Genomic DNA, 15,796 nt, shown 5'->3' with positions numbered 1-15,796 from the left:
GCCGACCGTGAACCGAGTCGTCCCGGAGGCGCTGGGTGCACCTCCGGCGATGGCCCGTGTCCGAGAGAAGAGTGAGTGAGAAATGGCTCTCAACCCCTGGGCGAAAAACCCCTGGTTCGAAACGGTCACCGAGGCGCAGCGTCGTGCCAAGAAGCGGCTGCCGAAGTCGGTGTACTCGTCGCTGGTCGCCGGCACCCAGGCCGGTGTGACCCTCGACGACAACGTCAAGGCGTTCTCTGAACTCGCCTGGGCCCCACACGTTGTGGGCGCTCAGCCGGAGCGGGAGATGGCGACCACGGTGATGGGGCAGGACATCTCGTTCCCGGTCATGATCTCGCCGACCGGCGTGCAGGCCGTCGACCCCGAGGGTGAGGTCGCGGTGGCCCGCGCCGCCGCCGCACGCGGCACCGCGATGGGCCTGTCGAGCTTCGCCTCGCATCCCGTCGAGGAGGTCACCGCGGTCAACGACAAGATCTTCTTCCAGATCTACTGGCTCGGCAGCCGCGACGACATCCTGATGCGCGCCGAACGTGCCAAGGCCGCCGGCGCCAAGGGTCTCATCGTCACCACCGACTGGGTGTTCAACGTCGGCCGCGACTGGGGCAGCCCGGAGATCCCGGAGAAGGTCGACCTCAAGGCGCTCGTGCGTCTCGGCCCGGAGATCGCGATCAAGCCGCGGTACGCCCTCGACTGGGTGAAGGGCGGAAAGGTCACCATCCCGGACCTCACCGCGCCCAACCTGACGCCGCAAGGGGTTCCGGGCCCGACGTTCTTCGGCGCCTACGGCGAATGGATGAACACCCCGCCGCCCACCTGGGACGACCTCAAGTGGCTGCGCGAACAGTGGGACGGGCCGTTCATGGTCAAGGGCATCACCCGTCTCGACGATGCGAAGCGCGCCGTCGAGATCGGGGCGTCGGCCATCTCTGTGTCCAACCACGGCGGCAACAACCTCGACGGCACCCCGGCGACCATCCGGCTGCTGCCCGACATCGCGAAGGCGGTCGGCAACGACGTCGAGGTCCTGCTCGACGGCGGCATCCGCCGCGGCAGCGACGTCGCCAAGGCGCTCGCGCTCGGCGCCCGGGCCGTCATGATCGGCCGCGCCTACCTGTGGGGACTCGCGGCCAACGGGCAGGCCGGCGTCGAGAACGTGCTCGACCTGATGCGCATGGGTCTCGACGGCGTGCTGATGGGCTTGGGGCACAAGAGCGTGCACGATCTCTCGCCCGAGGACCTGCTGATCCCGGACGGCTTCACCCGGACCTTCGGGGCGGACTGACGGTCCCACGAGACACAGTCGCATCCCGCCCGCCGTCCGGTCCGTCCGGCGGCGGGCGGGATGCGTTCAACCCCCTCGACCCGGAACTAGAACGTGTTACAGTTCTGCCATGGGACAGTTCGACGGCAAGGTCGTCTACATCACCGGCATCGCCCGTGGTCAGGGCCGCAATCACGCGGTCCGGTTCGCCCGTGAGGGGGCTGCGATCGTGGGCCTCGACATCGCGGGACCGATCATCGACCACGCGACCTACCCGGCGGCCACGCCCGACGATCTCGCGGAGACCATCCGCCTCGTCGAGGGTGTGGGCGGGAAGATCCTTGCACGGCAAGGTGATACGCGTGATCTGGCATTCCAGCAGCAGCTCGTCGCAGACGCTGTCGAGCAGTTCGGCCGACTCGACCACGTGGTCGCCAACGCCGGCGTGCTGACCTGGGGCAAGGTGTGGGAACTCACCGAGGAGCAGTTCGGCGACGTCGTCGACATCAACCTCGTCGGCGCGTGGAAGACCCTGAAGGCCACGGTCCCCGCGATGCTCGAGGCGGGCAACGGCGGCTCGATCACGATCATCAGCTCGGTCGCCGGCCTCAAGGCGATGCCGTACCAGGCGTCGTATTCCGCCTCGAAGGCGGGACTCGTCGGACTCGCGCAGACGGCGGCCAAGGAACTCGGTCACCATCGCATCCGGGTCAACAGCGTGCACCCGTACGCGGTCGACACCCCGATGGGCGTGGCCGACACCGAGGCACATCGCATCTTCGGAATCCCGTGGGTCAACCCGCATTTCGTGTCGATCCTCGACTACCACCCGGTCGCGTCGCTCGACGAGATCTCCGACGCGGTGCTCTACCTCGCGTCCGACTCCGCCAAGGGCATCACCGGTGCGGAGTTCCAGATCGACATGGGCCACTCGAAGGTCTGAACGCAAGAAAGAATCGCGGCTTCGGGCCCGGGATCGCGAGTTCTGACTCGCGATCCCGGCCCGAAGCCGCGATCTCACGTGTGCTCGCGTCCTGGACGGCTGCGGTCAGTCGGCCCAGAGGGTCTTCGGGTCGACGGCCTCGGTCGCCGGGGCGGACGGGGTCTCCGGCTTGGTGCGCGAGAAACGCGGGGCGACCTGCGCCTGCGTGACACCGTCGATCTCGACGAGGTTGGCGCGGGCGGCCATGTGCGGATCCTGCGGCGCCTCGGTGAAGCTCAGGACCGGCGAGACACAGGCGTCGGTGCCGTCGAAGATCTTCGCCCACTCGTCACGGGTGCGGGACTTGAAGGTCTCGGTGAAGATCTCCTTCAGCTTGCCCCAGTTGGCGACGTCGTTCTGCTCGGGCAGGTCCGCGTCGGCCAGGCCCAGGCCCTTGATGAACTCGGCGTAGAACTGCGGCTCGATGGCGCCGACGGCCATGTACTTGCCGTCGGAGGTCTCGTAGACCTCGTAGTAGGGGGCGCCGGTGTCGAGCATGTTCACGCCGCGCTCGTCGCGCCACAGGCCCGTGCCGCGGAACGCCCACATCATCTGCCCCAGAACGGAAGCGCCGTCGACCATGGCGGCGTCGACGACCTGGCCCTTGCCGGACACACCACGTTCGAGGAGGGCGGCGAGGATGCCGACGACGAGGAACATCGACCCGCCGCCGAAGTCGCCGACGAGGTTGAGCGGCGGCACCGGGCGATCGCCGGCGCGGCCGATCGCGTGCAGCATGCCGGTCAGCGAGATGTAGTTGATGTCGTGGCCGGCGAGGTTCGCGCGCGGGCCGTCCTGGCCCCAGCCGGTCATGCGGCCGTACACCAGGCCGGGATTGACCTTCTCGAGGTCCTCGGGACCGAAGCCGAGGCGCTCCATGACGCCCGGGCGGAAGCCCTCGATGACGACGTCGGCCTTGGCGACTAGGTCGAGGATCGTGGCGCGGTCGGAGTCGTCCTTCAGGTTGGCCTCGACGACCTTGCGGCCACGCAGCAGGGCGTCTGCCTTCCGGCCGGGCTGGGGGAGGCTGCCGGGCCGCTGGACGCGGACCACGTCGGCGCCGAGGTCGGCCAGCAACATCGCGGCGTGCGGGCCCGGGCCGATGCCCGCGAACTCGATGACGCGGATCGAGCTCAGTGGGCCGGACTTCCCGCTGGTGTGTGCTGTCGTACTGCTCATGTGTCGTCCTCCGGTCGTTGTACCCGCCCCTGTGTCGGGCGTCACGCGTACCGAAAAGCATTGCATACCCGATCGAACGTTCGTCAAAGTGGGCTGCGCCACGTTTTCGGGCCCTTTTCCTGCCCGAAATTGGGCCGAGGGGCAGAAGTGGCGTGGCCGGATCGCTAGCATTGGTCAGATGACAGGACCGTCGATGCTCGGACAGCACAGCTGGCCAGACCTCGATGGCAAGGCGATCACCCTCGTCGTCCCGCTCGGCTCGGTCGAACAGCACGGTCCGCACCTGCCGCTCGACGCCGACACCCGCATCGCCGCCGCCGTGGCCGACCATGTCTGTGACGGTTCGGCAGGTGAGGACATCCTGCGGGCCCCCGACCTCAACTACGGCGCGTCGGGCGAACACGAGGGCTTTCCCGGAACCATCTCGATCGGCCACGACGCCCTGCGGGCGATGCTCGTCGAGTACGGTCGCAGCGCGTGCCGCTGGGCGCGCCGGATCCTCTTCGTCAACGGACACGGCGGCAACACCCGTACCCTCATCGACGCGGTGTCACTGCTCCGTTACGAGGGTCGCGACGCGGCATGGTACCCCTGCGCCTTCCCTGACGCCGATGCGCACGCTGGATTCACCGAAACCTCTGTGCTGCTGCATGTTTCGCCTGAGGTGGTCGACCGGGGGCGTGCCGTGGCCGGCAACCGCGAGCCGGTCGGCGCACTGCTCGGCGCGATGCGCTCGGGTGGCGTCGGCGCGGTCAGCCCCACCGGCGTGCTGGGTGATCCCACGGACGCCAGCGCCGAGGAGGGGCGCAGGCTCCTCGACGGCGTCGCCGGGCACCTGCGCACCTCGCTGTCGTCCTGGGTGGTCGACGAGCGGGGGCGGCTGACATGACCGCGCTCGGTGACCAGTCGCCGCACCGCCGCTCCGCGGCTGTCGGTGAGGGCCGCTCCGCGGCGGGGGAGAACGGAGAGATCCCAGACGTGACCGACGTGGCCGAGGGGAATGACGTGGCGTATGTCGATGCCGTTGACCCCCAACAACATTCGGGTACAGATATCGGTGGGGTCGCCACCGACGGGACCGCCGACGGGTCCGTGACCGACGGGTCTGCGGCAGGAGACCTCGCCGGGGAGGGGGTCGCGGCCGTCGAATCCGCGGACGAACCCGCCGCCGACCAGGCCGATCCGACCCCGCCGGCCGCGCGCGACCTCCCGGACGGTTTCCAGGTGCAGATCGACCTCAAGGCCGCCCGCGGCGGCGACCTGCGCTACCTGGTCGGGGGATCGCCCACCCGGCTGATGCGAATGTCCGACACCGCCCTCGGCATGACCTCCGATGACGGACGAATCGAGGTGTGCAACAACGTGACCCGGCGTCTCGCCCGGGCCCTTCTCGACGCCGGCGTGGCGAACCCGCGTCCGATGTTCGGCCCGCGGACCGACGATGTCACCGTGGTCGTCCCGGTCAAGGACAACCAGGCGGGCGTCGACCGGCTCGTCGACGCGCTCGCCGGCCTGAAGGTCATCGTCGTCGACGACGGGTCGCAGACCCCGATCGCGGTGGACCGGCCCGACGTGAAGGTGATCCGGTTCGATGCCAACCGCGGCCCCGCCGCCGCGCGCAATGCCGGAGTTGACGCGGCCACAACGGATTTCGTGGCCTTCCTGGATTCCGACGTCGTGCCCGCCACGGACTGGCTGACGGTGTTGCTGGCGCACTTCTCCGACCCCTCGGTCGGCATCGTCGCACCGCGCATCGTCGGTCTTCGTGCCGCCGACAAGTCCGCGTCGCTCGCGGAGCGATACGAGAACGGCTGGTCGTCGCTGGACATGGGGCCGGTGGAGTCCGCGGTCCTGCCCTCGACACGCGTCCCGTACGTGCCGAGCGCGGCAATGGTCGTGCGACGCAACGCTTTCTGCGGGTTCGATGAATCGCTGCGGGTTGCCGAGGACGTGGATCTGTGTTGGCGCATGCACGCCGCGGGCTGGCGCATCCGCTACGACCCGGTGGCGCGGGTGGCGCACGACCATCGCACGACGCTGCGCGACGTCCTCGCCCGCCGGTGCTTCTACGGGACGGGCGCGGCACACCTCGCGTCGCGGCACGGCGACCGGGCCGCGCCGGTCGTGATGTCGGTGCCGATGGCGGCGGCGGTGGTGGCGCTGCTGACCCGCACCCGGATCGGCGCGGCCATCGCGATGCTCATCTTCACCCAGATGGCGGTGCGACTGCGTCGCCGCCTGGGCGACCTGCCGTCGGCCCCGCTCGTCTCGGCGCAGCTGACCTCCCGGGCGGCCGGCCACGGACTCCTCCAGGCCGCCGGCGCCATCTGCCGGCACTACTGGCCGGTGGCGCTGCTGCTGGCCCTGATCTCCCGACGGTTCCGGACCCTCGCGGTACAGGTGGCGATCATCGAGGGGGTGGTGTCCTGGGTCCGGGACCTCATCACGGACCCGGCGACCCCGCCGGCGCTCGGACCGTTCCGCTACCTGCTCATGCATCGTCTCGACGACCTCGCCTACGGCGCGGGCCTGTGGCAGGGCGTCATCACCCAGCGGGATCCCGAAGCGCTGCGCCCCGTCATCTCCCGATGACCCCGGCGCTCGCCGGTCGGGTCACCGCCGACGTCGTCATCGTCGGCGCCGGCAGCGCGGGATGTGTGCTGGCCGAACGGCTCTCCCGCGACCCCGATCGCCAGGTCGTCCTGCTCGAGCGCGGTCCCGAACGCTGGCCGGGCCGTGCGGAACGCGATCTACGGCGCCTGCCCATCGGCGACGACGCGCCCTACGCGCTGCGGCACCGCACGAACCTCCACGGACTGACCGCTGCGCGTGGCAATGCCGTCGGCGGCTCGTCGGCGGTCAACGGCGGCTACTTCCTGCGATGGCACCGCGAGGACTTCGCCTCCTGGCCGCAGGGATGGGACCTCGCCCGCATCGAGGCGGCCTACGACGAACTCGACGGCCCGACCGGCACGATGAGCGTCTCGCCGGTGACCGACGACGAACTCGGCGACGCCGGCGAGGCTTTCGAGGGTCACTGGTCGACGCGGACCGCTGTCCGGCCGCTCGACGAGCGGTGGCCGGTGGTCGGGGTCAACCGTGTGCTGAGCAACCGCACAGGGCCTCTGCGCCGGACCGCCGCGGAGGCCTATCTCGCGTCGGCGCTCGGCCGCCCCAACCTGCGGGTGATGACCGACTGCACCGTCGTGGGACTCGAGACCGCGGGGTCCTCGACCGTCACCGGCGTGAGAGCGGAGCGCGTGTCGGTCTCGGCCGGGGAGGTGGTCCTCTGCGCCGGCACCCTGGGAACGGCGCACCTGCTGCTCCGATCGGGACTCGACTTGGTGGAGGGTTGTGGTCACCTGGCCGCATCCGAACACCGGGGCCTGGCCGTCTACTACCGTCGCCGCTCGCCGGCGAGCGGCGGAATGGTGTTGCCGACCGTGCTGCACACCCAGGATGGGTTCGAGATCCGCTGCTACCGGGACGATTTCGCGTCGTACATCACAAACCTGCCGGCGATCGGGGCGATGGTCGAGGTCACCGCGATGCAGCCCTCGCCGGTGCGGCTCGTCGACGGGGGTGACCGCGTCGATCTGATCTTCGACGAGCCGGCGCCGGAGACCGCGGCGGCGATGCGGGCCCACGCCGACGCGGTCGTGGAGATGCTGAACTCGCCGGATTTCGCCGACATCGTCGTGCCGGGCAGCGTGACGGTGGCCGATGTCCCGGGGTTCTCCCAGCACGCGTGGGGCACGATGCCGCTCGGGGAGTGCACCGACCGTCTCGGCGGCGTGCCCGGGGTCCACGGCCTCCGCATCGTCGACGGGTCGATCCTGCCCGCGGGCGGCCGCAGCGGTCCACACGCGACGATCATGATGACGGCGGTGTGCATCGGGGACGAACTGGCGGGAGTACGGTGAGCAGGGCAGGCGTCCGTTTCGATGCTCTCCGAGGGCAGGTGTGCATGTTCGTCCTCGACGCACCGGTCGACACCCACGAGGAATCGTTGACCGTCAGGAAGTCTCGCTTCGTCGCAAGGCTGGCGGCCGTGGGTTCCGAGACCGACTTCCGGACCCTCCTCGACGCCGTGCGCGCCGAGCACACCGGCATCGACCACGCCTGCTGGGCCTTCTCGCTGGGCTCCGGGCCGCACCAGGTCACCCGCTTCGGCGACGACGGCGAACCCACCGGAACCGCGGGTCCGCCGATCCTGGCGGCGCTGCAGACCCGCGGCGTCACCAACGCGGCGATCGTGGTGGTCCGGTACAACGGAGGCGTCCAGCTCGGAACCGGCGGACTGGTCCGCGCGTACGGCTCGGTGGCCAGGGCGGTACTGGATCGCGCGCCGCTCCGCGCGGCCGGGCAGATCAGCCGGGTCCGGTTCTCGGTGCCGATCGCCGACGCCGGGAAGATCGATCAGGCGGTGTACGCGCTGGGCACCGTCCTTTCCAGCGACCATGCGGCGCAATCGGTCTCGTATGTGGTCGATGTCGACGGCCCGGACGAGGGCGCGCTGTGCGATCGCATCCTGTCCCTCACCTCGGGTGCGGCCGAGATCGCCGGGGTCGAACACCTCATCGCCTGACCGCGGGCGGCACGGGGAATGATTTCGCACGACGTGTGCGTCGACGACGGCGATCGGTTCTAGGCTGGCCACATGTCCGGAACCTCGCTGTCAGATCCTGCGGTGCGCGAGTTCCTCGCCGCCGGTACCAAGACGGGCCACCTGGGCTATCTGGCCTCCGACGGCCGTCCCCTCGTCGTCCCGGTGTGGTTCGTCGTCGACGGCGACCGGCTCGCCTTCAACACCGGCGCGTCGACTGCGAAAGGCCGTGCATTGCTGCGTGATCCGCGGGTGGTGTTGTCCGTCGACCTGCCGCAGCCGCCGTATGCGTTCGTCCAGGTGCAGGGACGGGCCGTGCTCACCGAGGACCTCGACGAGGTACGCCGGATCGCCACCCTGTGCGGCGGTCGGTACATGGGCGCCGATCGGGCCGAGGAGTTCGGTCACCGCAACGGCGTTCCGGGCGAACTCGGGGTGTGGATCGAGCCGACGAAGGTCATCGCGGTCCTCGACGTCACGGCGTGAGCGCAGTGCCTCGCGTCACGTCCGCGATTACGTCGGCCCCACCGCGATGGCGTGCCCGGGCGATCGCGGGAGTCCGTCGCCGACACCGGCTCCGGGTGACAGGGGAGCACCGATGACAACCAAGCGCATTCGACTGGTCGCCACGGTCGCCGCCGTCTCCGCCGCGCTGGCAGCGGCCGTCCTCGGCACCGGGTCGTCGACCGCGTTGCCACGCATCGCCGACGACACACCGATGTGCGCGGGCGCCGTCCCGCCGCGCGCCCTCGTCGCGGCGCCCGGCTCGTTCGAGGCCGTTGCATTCGATACCGAGGGCAGGATGCTGGTCAGCGATGTGATGGGGAATCGACTGTTCGCGGTCGACCGGCCCGGCGCCACAGCCCGGAAGGCCGCGGCGGTCGCATCGCCCGGCGGGATCGCGCCCCTGCCGGACGGTCGCGTGCTGGTGGGGTCGGGCAGCGGGCCGACCGCGCTCCTCGCTCCCGGCGCCGCGTCGCTCGTGACGGTGGACCCGCGGACCGGCTCGAGCACCACCCATGCGGACGGACTGGCGATGGCCAACGGCGTCGTGCGCGCGCCGGACGGCACGGTCTACGCGTCGAGTGCCCTGGCGCCCGCCATCGACCGGGTCGGCCGGGACCGCCGGGTCTCCCGCGCCTGGTACCACGCCACCACCGGTAACGGCCTGGCCCTCTCGTCCGACGGGAAGACGTTGTACGCCAACGTGTCCCTGCCCGACACCCGCATCCTCGCGATCGACACCGCGTCCGGGGTGGGGCGGACGTACTTCCGGCCGCCGGCCGGACTCGACTGGGTGTTCTTCGACGACCTGGACGTCGACGCCGCAGGGAACATGTACGTGCCGTTGTACCTTGCCGGCCAGGTGTGGCGGGTTTCCCGCGACGGCTCACACTGCGCACTCGCGAAGGGGCTGACCGCGCCGGCCGGGATCTCCGTCGGCGCGGGTGGTGCGGGGTTCTCGGCCCGGGCCGTCTACGTCACCACCCATGCCGGGTCGGTGGTCGAGATCCCGCGGTCCGTCCCGGCAGCGCGCTGAGGCCTTCCGGGGCCACCGAGCTCCGGGCCACTGGTGCTCTCCGGCCCTCCGGGGCCGTCCGGTCGGACGGCCTCACACGGCCCGGCGCCCCGGACGTCAGTACAGTCGTGGAGTGCGCCACGGCATCTGCATCCTGCCCGACCTGACCTGGGCCGAGTCGCGACCGCGGTGGGTCCTCGCCGAGGAGATGGGTTTCGACCACGCCTGGACCTACGACCATCTGGTGTGGGGCCGGATGCAGGACGCGCCCTGGTCGGCGTGCGTGCCGCTGTTGACCGCGGCCGCGGTGGTCACCGCCCGGATCCGACTCGGGGCCTTCGTGGTGTCCCCGAACTTCCGTCACCCCGTGGCCTTCTCGCGCGAGGTCGAGACCCTCGTCGACATCTCCGACGGCCGGTTCCTGCTGGGACTCGGCGCGGGCGGAACCCCGGACGATCTGGTGCTCGGACAGCCGCCGCTCTCGGCACGGGAGAAGGTCGACCGGCTCCGGGAGTTCGTCGGAAGCCTCGACCGCACGCTGAGCTCCGACCACGTCGACGCCGATGGCGAGTACTACCGGGCACGGGACATGCGGCTCGGACGGGGCCCGGTCCGCGACCGGGTACCGTTCCTGCTCGCGGGCAACGGTCCGCGGTCGGTTCGCCTCGCGGTGCGGTCCGGTGACGCGTGGGTCACCAACGGATCGCCGTCGCAGACCCTCGACGAGTGGTTCGCCTCGATCGCGCGCAGTGTGAGGATCCTCGACGACGAGCTCGGCCGGTATCCCGAGCGCCGGATCGACCGGTATCTGCATCTCGACGCCTCGCCGCGCAATTCGCTGGAGAGCGTGGGACTGTTCGACGAGATGGTCGGGCGGGCAGCAGAACTCGGGTTCACCGACGTGATCACGCACTGGCCGCGCGCCGACGAACCCTACAAGGCCTCGATGAACGTCCTCGAGGCGATCGTCGAACGTGGACTCTCTCCGGAGGCCGGGGACATCGATACCTGAGGCTCGGACGCCGGGGGATCGGGGCCGAGATCAGGCGCCGAAGCCGCGCAGCAGCCCGGAGTAGGGCTTGGGCCGGGGAGCGGCGAACTCACCCGACGCGGTGGAGGTCCGCACGCGCATGGCGGCCAGGGCCGAGAGCATCCCGACGCCGGCGGCGACGCCGTCGATCACCGGGGCGCCGATCCGGTCGCTGATCGTGTGGGCGAGATCGGCCATCCCGGCACACCCGAGGACGATGACGTCCGAGCCGTCGCCGAGCAGCGCCTCGCTGCAGGCCTTGGTGAGGATCTCGGCGGTGTGCGGGTTGGACTCGAGTTCCAGGACCGGGATCTCACAGGCGTGGATTCCCCGGCACTGACGATCGAAGCCGTAGTGCCGCACGAGGTCTCCGGCGCGGCCGATGGTCCGGCCGAGCGTGGTGACCACCGAGAACCCACGGCCCAGGGGAGCCGCCAGATGGAACGCGGCCTCGGCGATCCCGAGGACCGGCGCGGAGGCCACCTCGCGGGCGGCATCGAGGCCGGGGTCGCCGAAGCACGCGAGCAGGTAACCGTCGGCGTCCGGATCCTCCGAGATCGCCTGGAGCACACCGGGAACCGCGAGCGCTTCGTCGTAGTGGCTCTCGATCGAGGCCGGACCCGTGGGCGAGGTGACCGCGGTGATCTCGGTGTCGGGCCGCGCGACGGATCGCGCGGCCCGCGAGATCACCGCGGTCATGTACCCCGAGGTGTTGGGGTTGATGACGCAGAGACGCATCAGTTGCTCGCCGTCTCCTCGGAGACGACCGTCGGCACGTCCTCGATCACCGGCTCGCCCGCGGCGTCGACCTCGATGTCGGTGGTGATCCGGGCCTCGATCGGCGCACCGTGGATCATCTCGGTGGGAACGACCTTCATGCCGATCCAGTAGACCACCGCGCCGAGGGCGGCTCCGATGAACCAGGTGAAGCTGGCCTGGTAGGAGGTGCCGAAGATGACCACGCAGATCGGCGCGATCGAGGCGATGACGGTGGCGCCCACCGCGACCGGGTTCCAGCCGTTGCGGTACCAGTAGGCACCCTCCGGCTTCATGGTGAACAGGTCGTCGACGACGATCTTCTGCTTCTTGACGAGGTAGAAGTCGGCGATGAGGATGCCGAACAGCGGACCGATCACCGCACCCAGGGTGTCCATCGTGTAGTGGATCGCCGTCGGGTTGTTGAAGAGGTTCCACGGGGTGATCAGGACCGAGCCGACCGCCGCGATCATTCCGCCTGTGCGCCAGCTGATCTTGGTCGGGGCGACGTTCGAGAAGTCGAACGCGGGCGAGACGAAGTTGGCGACGATGTTGATGCCGATGGTCGCGATGGCGAAGGTCAGCACGCCGAGCACGGCGGCGGTGGTGTTGTCGATCCGGTCGACGATGTGGACCGGGTCGGTGATGATGCTGCCGTCGGCGTCGGTGCCGATCACCGTGACGCCGGCCGACACCGTGCAGACCACGAGCAGCGAGAAGAACAGGAAGTTCACCGGCAGGCCCCAGAAGTTGCCCTTCTTGACCTCGCCGAAGGTCTTGCCGTAGCGGGAGAAGTCGCCGAAGTTCAGCATCGGTCCGGAGAAGTACGAGACCACCAGGGCGAAGGCGCTGACCATCATGGTGATCGACGACCAGCCCGACAGCCCGTCACCCACCGAGAGATCGAGGCTGATGTTGTCCCATCCGGCCTTGACGATGAGATAGGCGGCCAGAGCGAGCATCACCACGTAAACGGCCGGTCCGCAGAAGTCGATGAACTTGCGGATCGTCTCCATGCCGTTCCAGAAGACGAACGCCTGCAGGATCCACATCAAGATGAACCCGGCCCAGCCGAGCGCCGACAGGCCGAGGAACCCGTGCTGGTCGACATCACCCCACGGCGCCAGGCCCGGCCAGAACTTCAGGGCCAGCAGGCCGAAGGCCACGGAGGCGAGGTAGGTCTGGATGCCGTACCAGACCACCGCGATCGAGCCGCGGATGATCGCCGGGATGTTGGCGCCCTTGACGCCGAACGAGACCCGCGTCGTCACCGGGTAGGGGACGCCGGCGATCTGCGACGGCTTGGCGACCAGGTTGCACAGGATGTTGACGGCCACGATGCCGACCACGAGCGCGACGAGCACCTGCCAGGCCGCGATGCCCAGCGCGAACAGGCTGCCGGCGAAGACATAGCCGCCGACGCTGTGCACGTCGGACATCCAGAACGCGAAGATGTTGTACCACGTCCACTTCTGTTCCTTGAGTGGTGCGAGGTCCTCGTTGGTGAGACGGGTGTCGTAGCTTTCCTTGATGACGCTCTCACCCGCTGCGGCATGGTGGGACGGTGCCGCGCCGGTGCTTGATTCGGACATGTGGTCTCCCGGTTGTCTCTCAACGTGTGGGTAATCCGCACTGAGGTGGTCCGCTCTGGGGCGCGGAAACGCTGATGCGACAAAGCTAGGAACGGTTTGTTACCTGGTGATGACGGCGCGGATATATTCCGGCAGGTGGTGGTGGGACGCGTCCGGACGCAGGTGAGAAGGGATGGGACGGGCCGCGTGCCGGCCGCTTTCGCTCCTCGCGGCGCGGACGACACCGGAGGGCTCAGTCGTGCCGCACGTCCAACAGGTCCGCGGTCTCGACGATGGCCGCCTCGAGTCGACCGTGGTGGCGACGCGCCACGTCCAGCACCGCGGCGGTGTCGCGGGCGTCGAAGGCGTCGAGCAGCTCCTCGTGGTCGGCGTTGAGTGCGGCCTGGGTCTCCGAGTTCACCTGGCGCATCGCCTGGAACGGCTCGGTGAGATTCCAGGTGGCCTCGAACATGTTGAGCAGGCGCGGCATCCCGCACGGCAGGGTCAGGGCCCGGTGGAACTCGCGGGAGATGTCGTGAAAGGCCTTGCCGTCGTTGTACTTCACCGCGACGAGCAGTTCCTGGTGCCGGGCGCGGGCCGCCTGCAGCGTGGCCTCGTCGATGCGCTCGACCGACCGGGCGAGCGCGGCCTGCTCGAGAGTTCCTCGGACGAAATAGATCTCGCGCAACTCCTCGGTGGACAGCTGGCTCACGCGGTAACCGGCGTTGGGCCGGTGAACGACGAGTCCCTCGCCGACCAGGGTCTTGAGTGCTTCGCGCACCGGGATCGGGCTCACGCCGAAGGCGTCGGCGATGTCCGCGGGTGGGATCTGGGTACCCGGTGGGGCGCCGCCGGACAGGATGAGTCGTCGCAGTTCCTCGAGGACGTTGGCACGTGTGTTGCCGGTCCGGGTCTCGGCCAACTGGGCGAGAAGGCGATTGGTCATCCGCCGGCTCATCGCATCACCGGCTTTCTCCTCGGGTGGCGTGCGATCCACTCGGCCACCGCTTCGGTGAGCCGGTGCTGGTTGTGGCGCTTGACGATCTCGTGGCCCTCGTCGTCGAACATCAACATCTCCGCCACGGCCCCGCGCGCCTGGAGTTCGGCGACGATCTGCTGCGACTCGCTCACCGGCACGTTGGTGTCGTGGGCTCCGTGGACGACGAGCAGCGGCGCGCGGACCTGATCGATGCGGTGGATCGGGGACAGGTCGGCGAGCAGTTCGCGATCGGATTCGGGGTGGCCGTATTTCGTGTGGGCGGCGACCGCGATCCACGGCTCGGTGTTGCGGAAGAACGACTCCAGGTCGCTCATGCCGCAGATCGCGATACCGGCGGCGAACAGTTCGGCGTGGAAGGTGAGGCAGGCCAGGGTCAGGTAGCCGCCGTAGGACTGACCCGAGACGAACACCCGGTCGGGGTCGGCGATGCCCTGCCGGCACAGGAAGATCGCGCAGTCGGCGGCGTCGTCGATGCCGGCATATCGGCCGTACCGGTCGTCGGCGTGGGCGAACAGGCGGCCGTAACCCGACGACCCGCGCACGTTCGGCGCGAAGACGGTGATCCCCGCGTCGACGAGTGGGCCGAACAGGAACTGGTAGTCGGGGCGGGTCTGGCCCTCCGGGCCGCCGTGGAAGTACAGCAGCGTCGGACCCGGCGGGGCGTCTGAATCACGTTGGCGCGCCGGTCGATAGAGGAAACCGGAGAGGGGCATGCCGTCGCGTGCGAAGAACTCGAGCAGTTCGGGATGCAATTGGTCTGACGGTCCCTCGCCGGTCACCACGTCGTCGCGCACCGGGACCACCCGGCGGTTCGGTACGTCGATGAGGTGGACCAGCGGGGAGTGCTGCGGGCTGGACACCGTCACGCTCACCACCGAGCCGGCGGCGCTGATGGACAGTTCGGAGGCGACCTCGCCGGGCAGCTCGATCGGCGGGTGGAGCGTTTGATCCGGCAGCGTCATGATCTGCAGCTCGCTGCGGCCCTTGACATTCCACAACAGGGCGACGGTGGACTGGTCGTGGCTCACGGCGAACTCGTCGAGACCCACGTCGCCGCGCTGGGCGAGCACTCGGAACCGGATGCCGAACCTGCTCACCTCGACGCCGAGCAGGCGTGGGAACTTCGCGTCGAAGTCGCTGCGCACCAGGGCCTGCACGCTGTCGAGGTCGCGGAGCTGCTCGTTCGGCGCCGGCACGAAGACCAGCGACGCATGATCGAAGCCCTGGTCGAGGATGTATCCCTGATCGGTGACCGCGCCCGGGTCCTGGGGGAGGAGCGGGGTCATGGTGACCTCGTCCGCGGTGGCGTCGGGACGGCGGCGGATGAGGAGCATGTCGTGGTAGCCGCGCGGCCCCACGCGCAGGAGGGTCGCGCCCTTCCACGAGTCGATCAGTTCGCTTCCCACACGGATGTCGAGGGTCTGCGTGGTCTGCGTGCCCGGATGCACGCGCAGCGCATGCGTCGTGCCGTCGTTGTCGATGGCGGTGAGCAGCACCCAGTCGGTGTCCCAGCCGACCAGTCGCACGGTGCCGTAGGAACGCCCGTCGGGGCGGGTCGCGGCGATGCGGTGCGACGCGTCGTCGTCGGGGTCGGTGGTCACGACCCAGACCTGGTGGTGCTCGCCGCCGCTGGGCGCGAGTTCCACGGCGAGCCAGCGGCTGTCGGTGGAGTGGACGATCTTGCGGACCGGACCGGTGGACGGCAGTTTCACCCAGCGGAGTTCGCCGACACCGGTCCGCGACAGCGATCGCTGTGCCGCGCGCGGGTACCCGGTCCCGTCGTCGACGATGTAGGCGAACGCGCTCCCATCCGGGGAGATGGACGCGCCGTAGGTCTTCCAGCCGCGGTCGTCGAAGCGCAGCGGCAACCTGACCCCGGTGTCGCCGACGGT

At 69.6% G+C, this 15,796-nt stretch carries 14 protein-coding genes; 9 read left to right on the top strand and 5 right to left on the bottom strand.

The window, feature by feature from the left end:
* Nucleotides 1-82 precede the first annotated feature (82 nt).
* Both mftD and ABFT43_RS07685 read left to right on the top strand, forming a co-directional pair.
* Nucleotides 83-1,282: a pre-mycofactocin synthase MftD gene (gene mftD, locus ABFT43_RS07690; protein ID WP_347959791.1), complete on the top strand. Its 1,200-nt coding sequence runs from the start codon at nucleotides 83-85 to the stop codon at nucleotides 1,280-1,282.
* 109 nt (nucleotides 1,283-1,391) lie between these two features.
* Nucleotides 1,392-2,204, top strand: a complete 813-nt coding sequence (locus tag ABFT43_RS07685) for a mycofactocin-coupled SDR family oxidoreductase (protein WP_347959790.1) — start codon at nucleotides 1,392-1,394, stop codon at nucleotides 2,202-2,204.
* Nucleotides 2,205-2,309: 105 nt separating this feature from the next.
* On the opposite strand, the gene ABFT43_RS07680 is transcribed toward ABFT43_RS07685, so the two are convergent.
* The gene (locus ABFT43_RS07680; RefSeq protein ID WP_347959789.1) at nucleotides 2,310-3,422 is read right to left on the bottom strand and encodes a CaiB/BaiF CoA transferase family protein; all 1,113 of its coding nucleotides are present in this window, start codon (nucleotides 3,420-3,422) and stop codon (nucleotides 2,310-2,312) included.
* A 178-nt stretch (nucleotides 3,423-3,600) separates the two neighbouring features.
* Here ABFT43_RS07680 and mftE point away from each other — a divergent pair, with 178 nt between their 5' ends.
* From mftE to ABFT43_RS07645, 7 genes are all read left to right on the top strand, one after another.
* Nucleotides 3,601-4,311, top strand: a complete 711-nt coding sequence (gene mftE, locus ABFT43_RS07675; protein ID WP_347959788.1) for a mycofactocin biosynthesis peptidyl-dipeptidase MftE — start codon at nucleotides 3,601-3,603, stop codon at nucleotides 4,309-4,311.
* A complete protein-coding gene (gene mftF, locus ABFT43_RS07670) occupies nucleotides 4,308-6,014 on the top strand; it encodes a mycofactocin biosynthesis glycosyltransferase MftF (RefSeq protein ID WP_347959787.1) in 1,707 nt (568 codons plus the stop codon). Before mftE ends, mftF begins: the two co-directional genes overlap by 4 nt.
* Entirely contained in the window at nucleotides 6,011-7,345 is a 1,335-nt protein-coding gene (gene mftG / locus ABFT43_RS07665) for a mycofactocin system GMC family oxidoreductase MftG (RefSeq protein WP_347959786.1), read from the top strand. Before mftF ends, mftG begins: the two co-directional genes overlap by 4 nt.
* 44 nt (nucleotides 7,346-7,389) lie before the next feature.
* Nucleotides 7,390-8,010 (top strand): IMPACT family protein, encoded by a 621-nt coding sequence (locus tag ABFT43_RS07660; protein WP_347959785.1) that lies wholly within the window; start codon nucleotides 7,390-7,392, stop codon nucleotides 8,008-8,010.
* A gap of 72 nt (nucleotides 8,011-8,082) precedes the next feature.
* On the top strand, nucleotides 8,083-8,514 hold the full coding sequence (locus ABFT43_RS07655) for a PPOX class F420-dependent oxidoreductase (RefSeq protein WP_347959784.1): 432 nt from the start codon (nucleotides 8,083-8,085) through the stop codon (nucleotides 8,512-8,514).
* Between the two features lie 112 nt (nucleotides 8,515-8,626).
* Nucleotides 8,627-9,568, top strand: a complete 942-nt coding sequence (locus tag ABFT43_RS07650) for an SMP-30/gluconolactonase/LRE family protein (RefSeq protein ID WP_347959783.1) — start codon at nucleotides 8,627-8,629, stop codon at nucleotides 9,566-9,568.
* Nucleotides 9,569-9,680: 112 nt separating this feature from the next.
* Nucleotides 9,681-10,559 carry an LLM class flavin-dependent oxidoreductase gene (locus ABFT43_RS07645; protein WP_347959782.1) on the top strand — a complete coding sequence of 293 codons (879 nt, stop codon included), beginning with the start codon at nucleotides 9,681-9,683 and terminating at the stop codon, nucleotides 10,557-10,559.
* Between the two features lie 30 nt (nucleotides 10,560-10,589).
* Here ABFT43_RS07645 and ABFT43_RS07640 read toward each other — a convergent pair whose 3' ends face one another.
* The 4 genes from ABFT43_RS07640 to ABFT43_RS07625 form a co-directional block, all read right to left on the bottom strand.
* A complete protein-coding gene (locus ABFT43_RS07640) occupies nucleotides 10,590-11,315 on the bottom strand; it encodes an aspartate/glutamate racemase family protein (protein ID WP_347959781.1) in 726 nt (241 codons plus the stop codon).
* Complete coding sequence (locus ABFT43_RS07635) at nucleotides 11,315-12,925, bottom strand: NCS1 family nucleobase:cation symporter-1 (RefSeq protein ID WP_347959780.1); 1,611 nt, start codon at nucleotides 12,923-12,925, stop codon at nucleotides 11,315-11,317. Before ABFT43_RS07635 ends, ABFT43_RS07640 begins: the two co-directional genes overlap by 1 nt.
* 232 nt (nucleotides 12,926-13,157) lie before the next feature.
* Nucleotides 13,158-13,850: a GntR family transcriptional regulator gene (locus ABFT43_RS07630; protein ID WP_347959779.1), complete on the bottom strand. Its 693-nt coding sequence runs from the start codon at nucleotides 13,848-13,850 to the stop codon at nucleotides 13,158-13,160.
* Between the two features lie 8 nt (nucleotides 13,851-13,858).
* Nucleotides 13,859-15,772 carry an alpha/beta hydrolase family protein gene (locus ABFT43_RS07625; protein ID WP_347960085.1) on the bottom strand — a complete coding sequence of 638 codons (1,914 nt, stop codon included), beginning with the start codon at nucleotides 15,770-15,772 and terminating at the stop codon, nucleotides 13,859-13,861.
* Between the last annotated feature and the right edge of the window lie 24 nt (nucleotides 15,773-15,796).

The sequence above is a fragment of the Gordonia aurantiaca genome (assembly GCF_039939235.1).
Lineage (GTDB): Bacteria > Actinomycetota > Actinomycetes > Mycobacteriales > Mycobacteriaceae > Gordonia.
The sequence above is the reverse complement of the archived record's forward strand: the minus strand, read 5'-3'. Positions and strand labels throughout refer to the sequence as shown.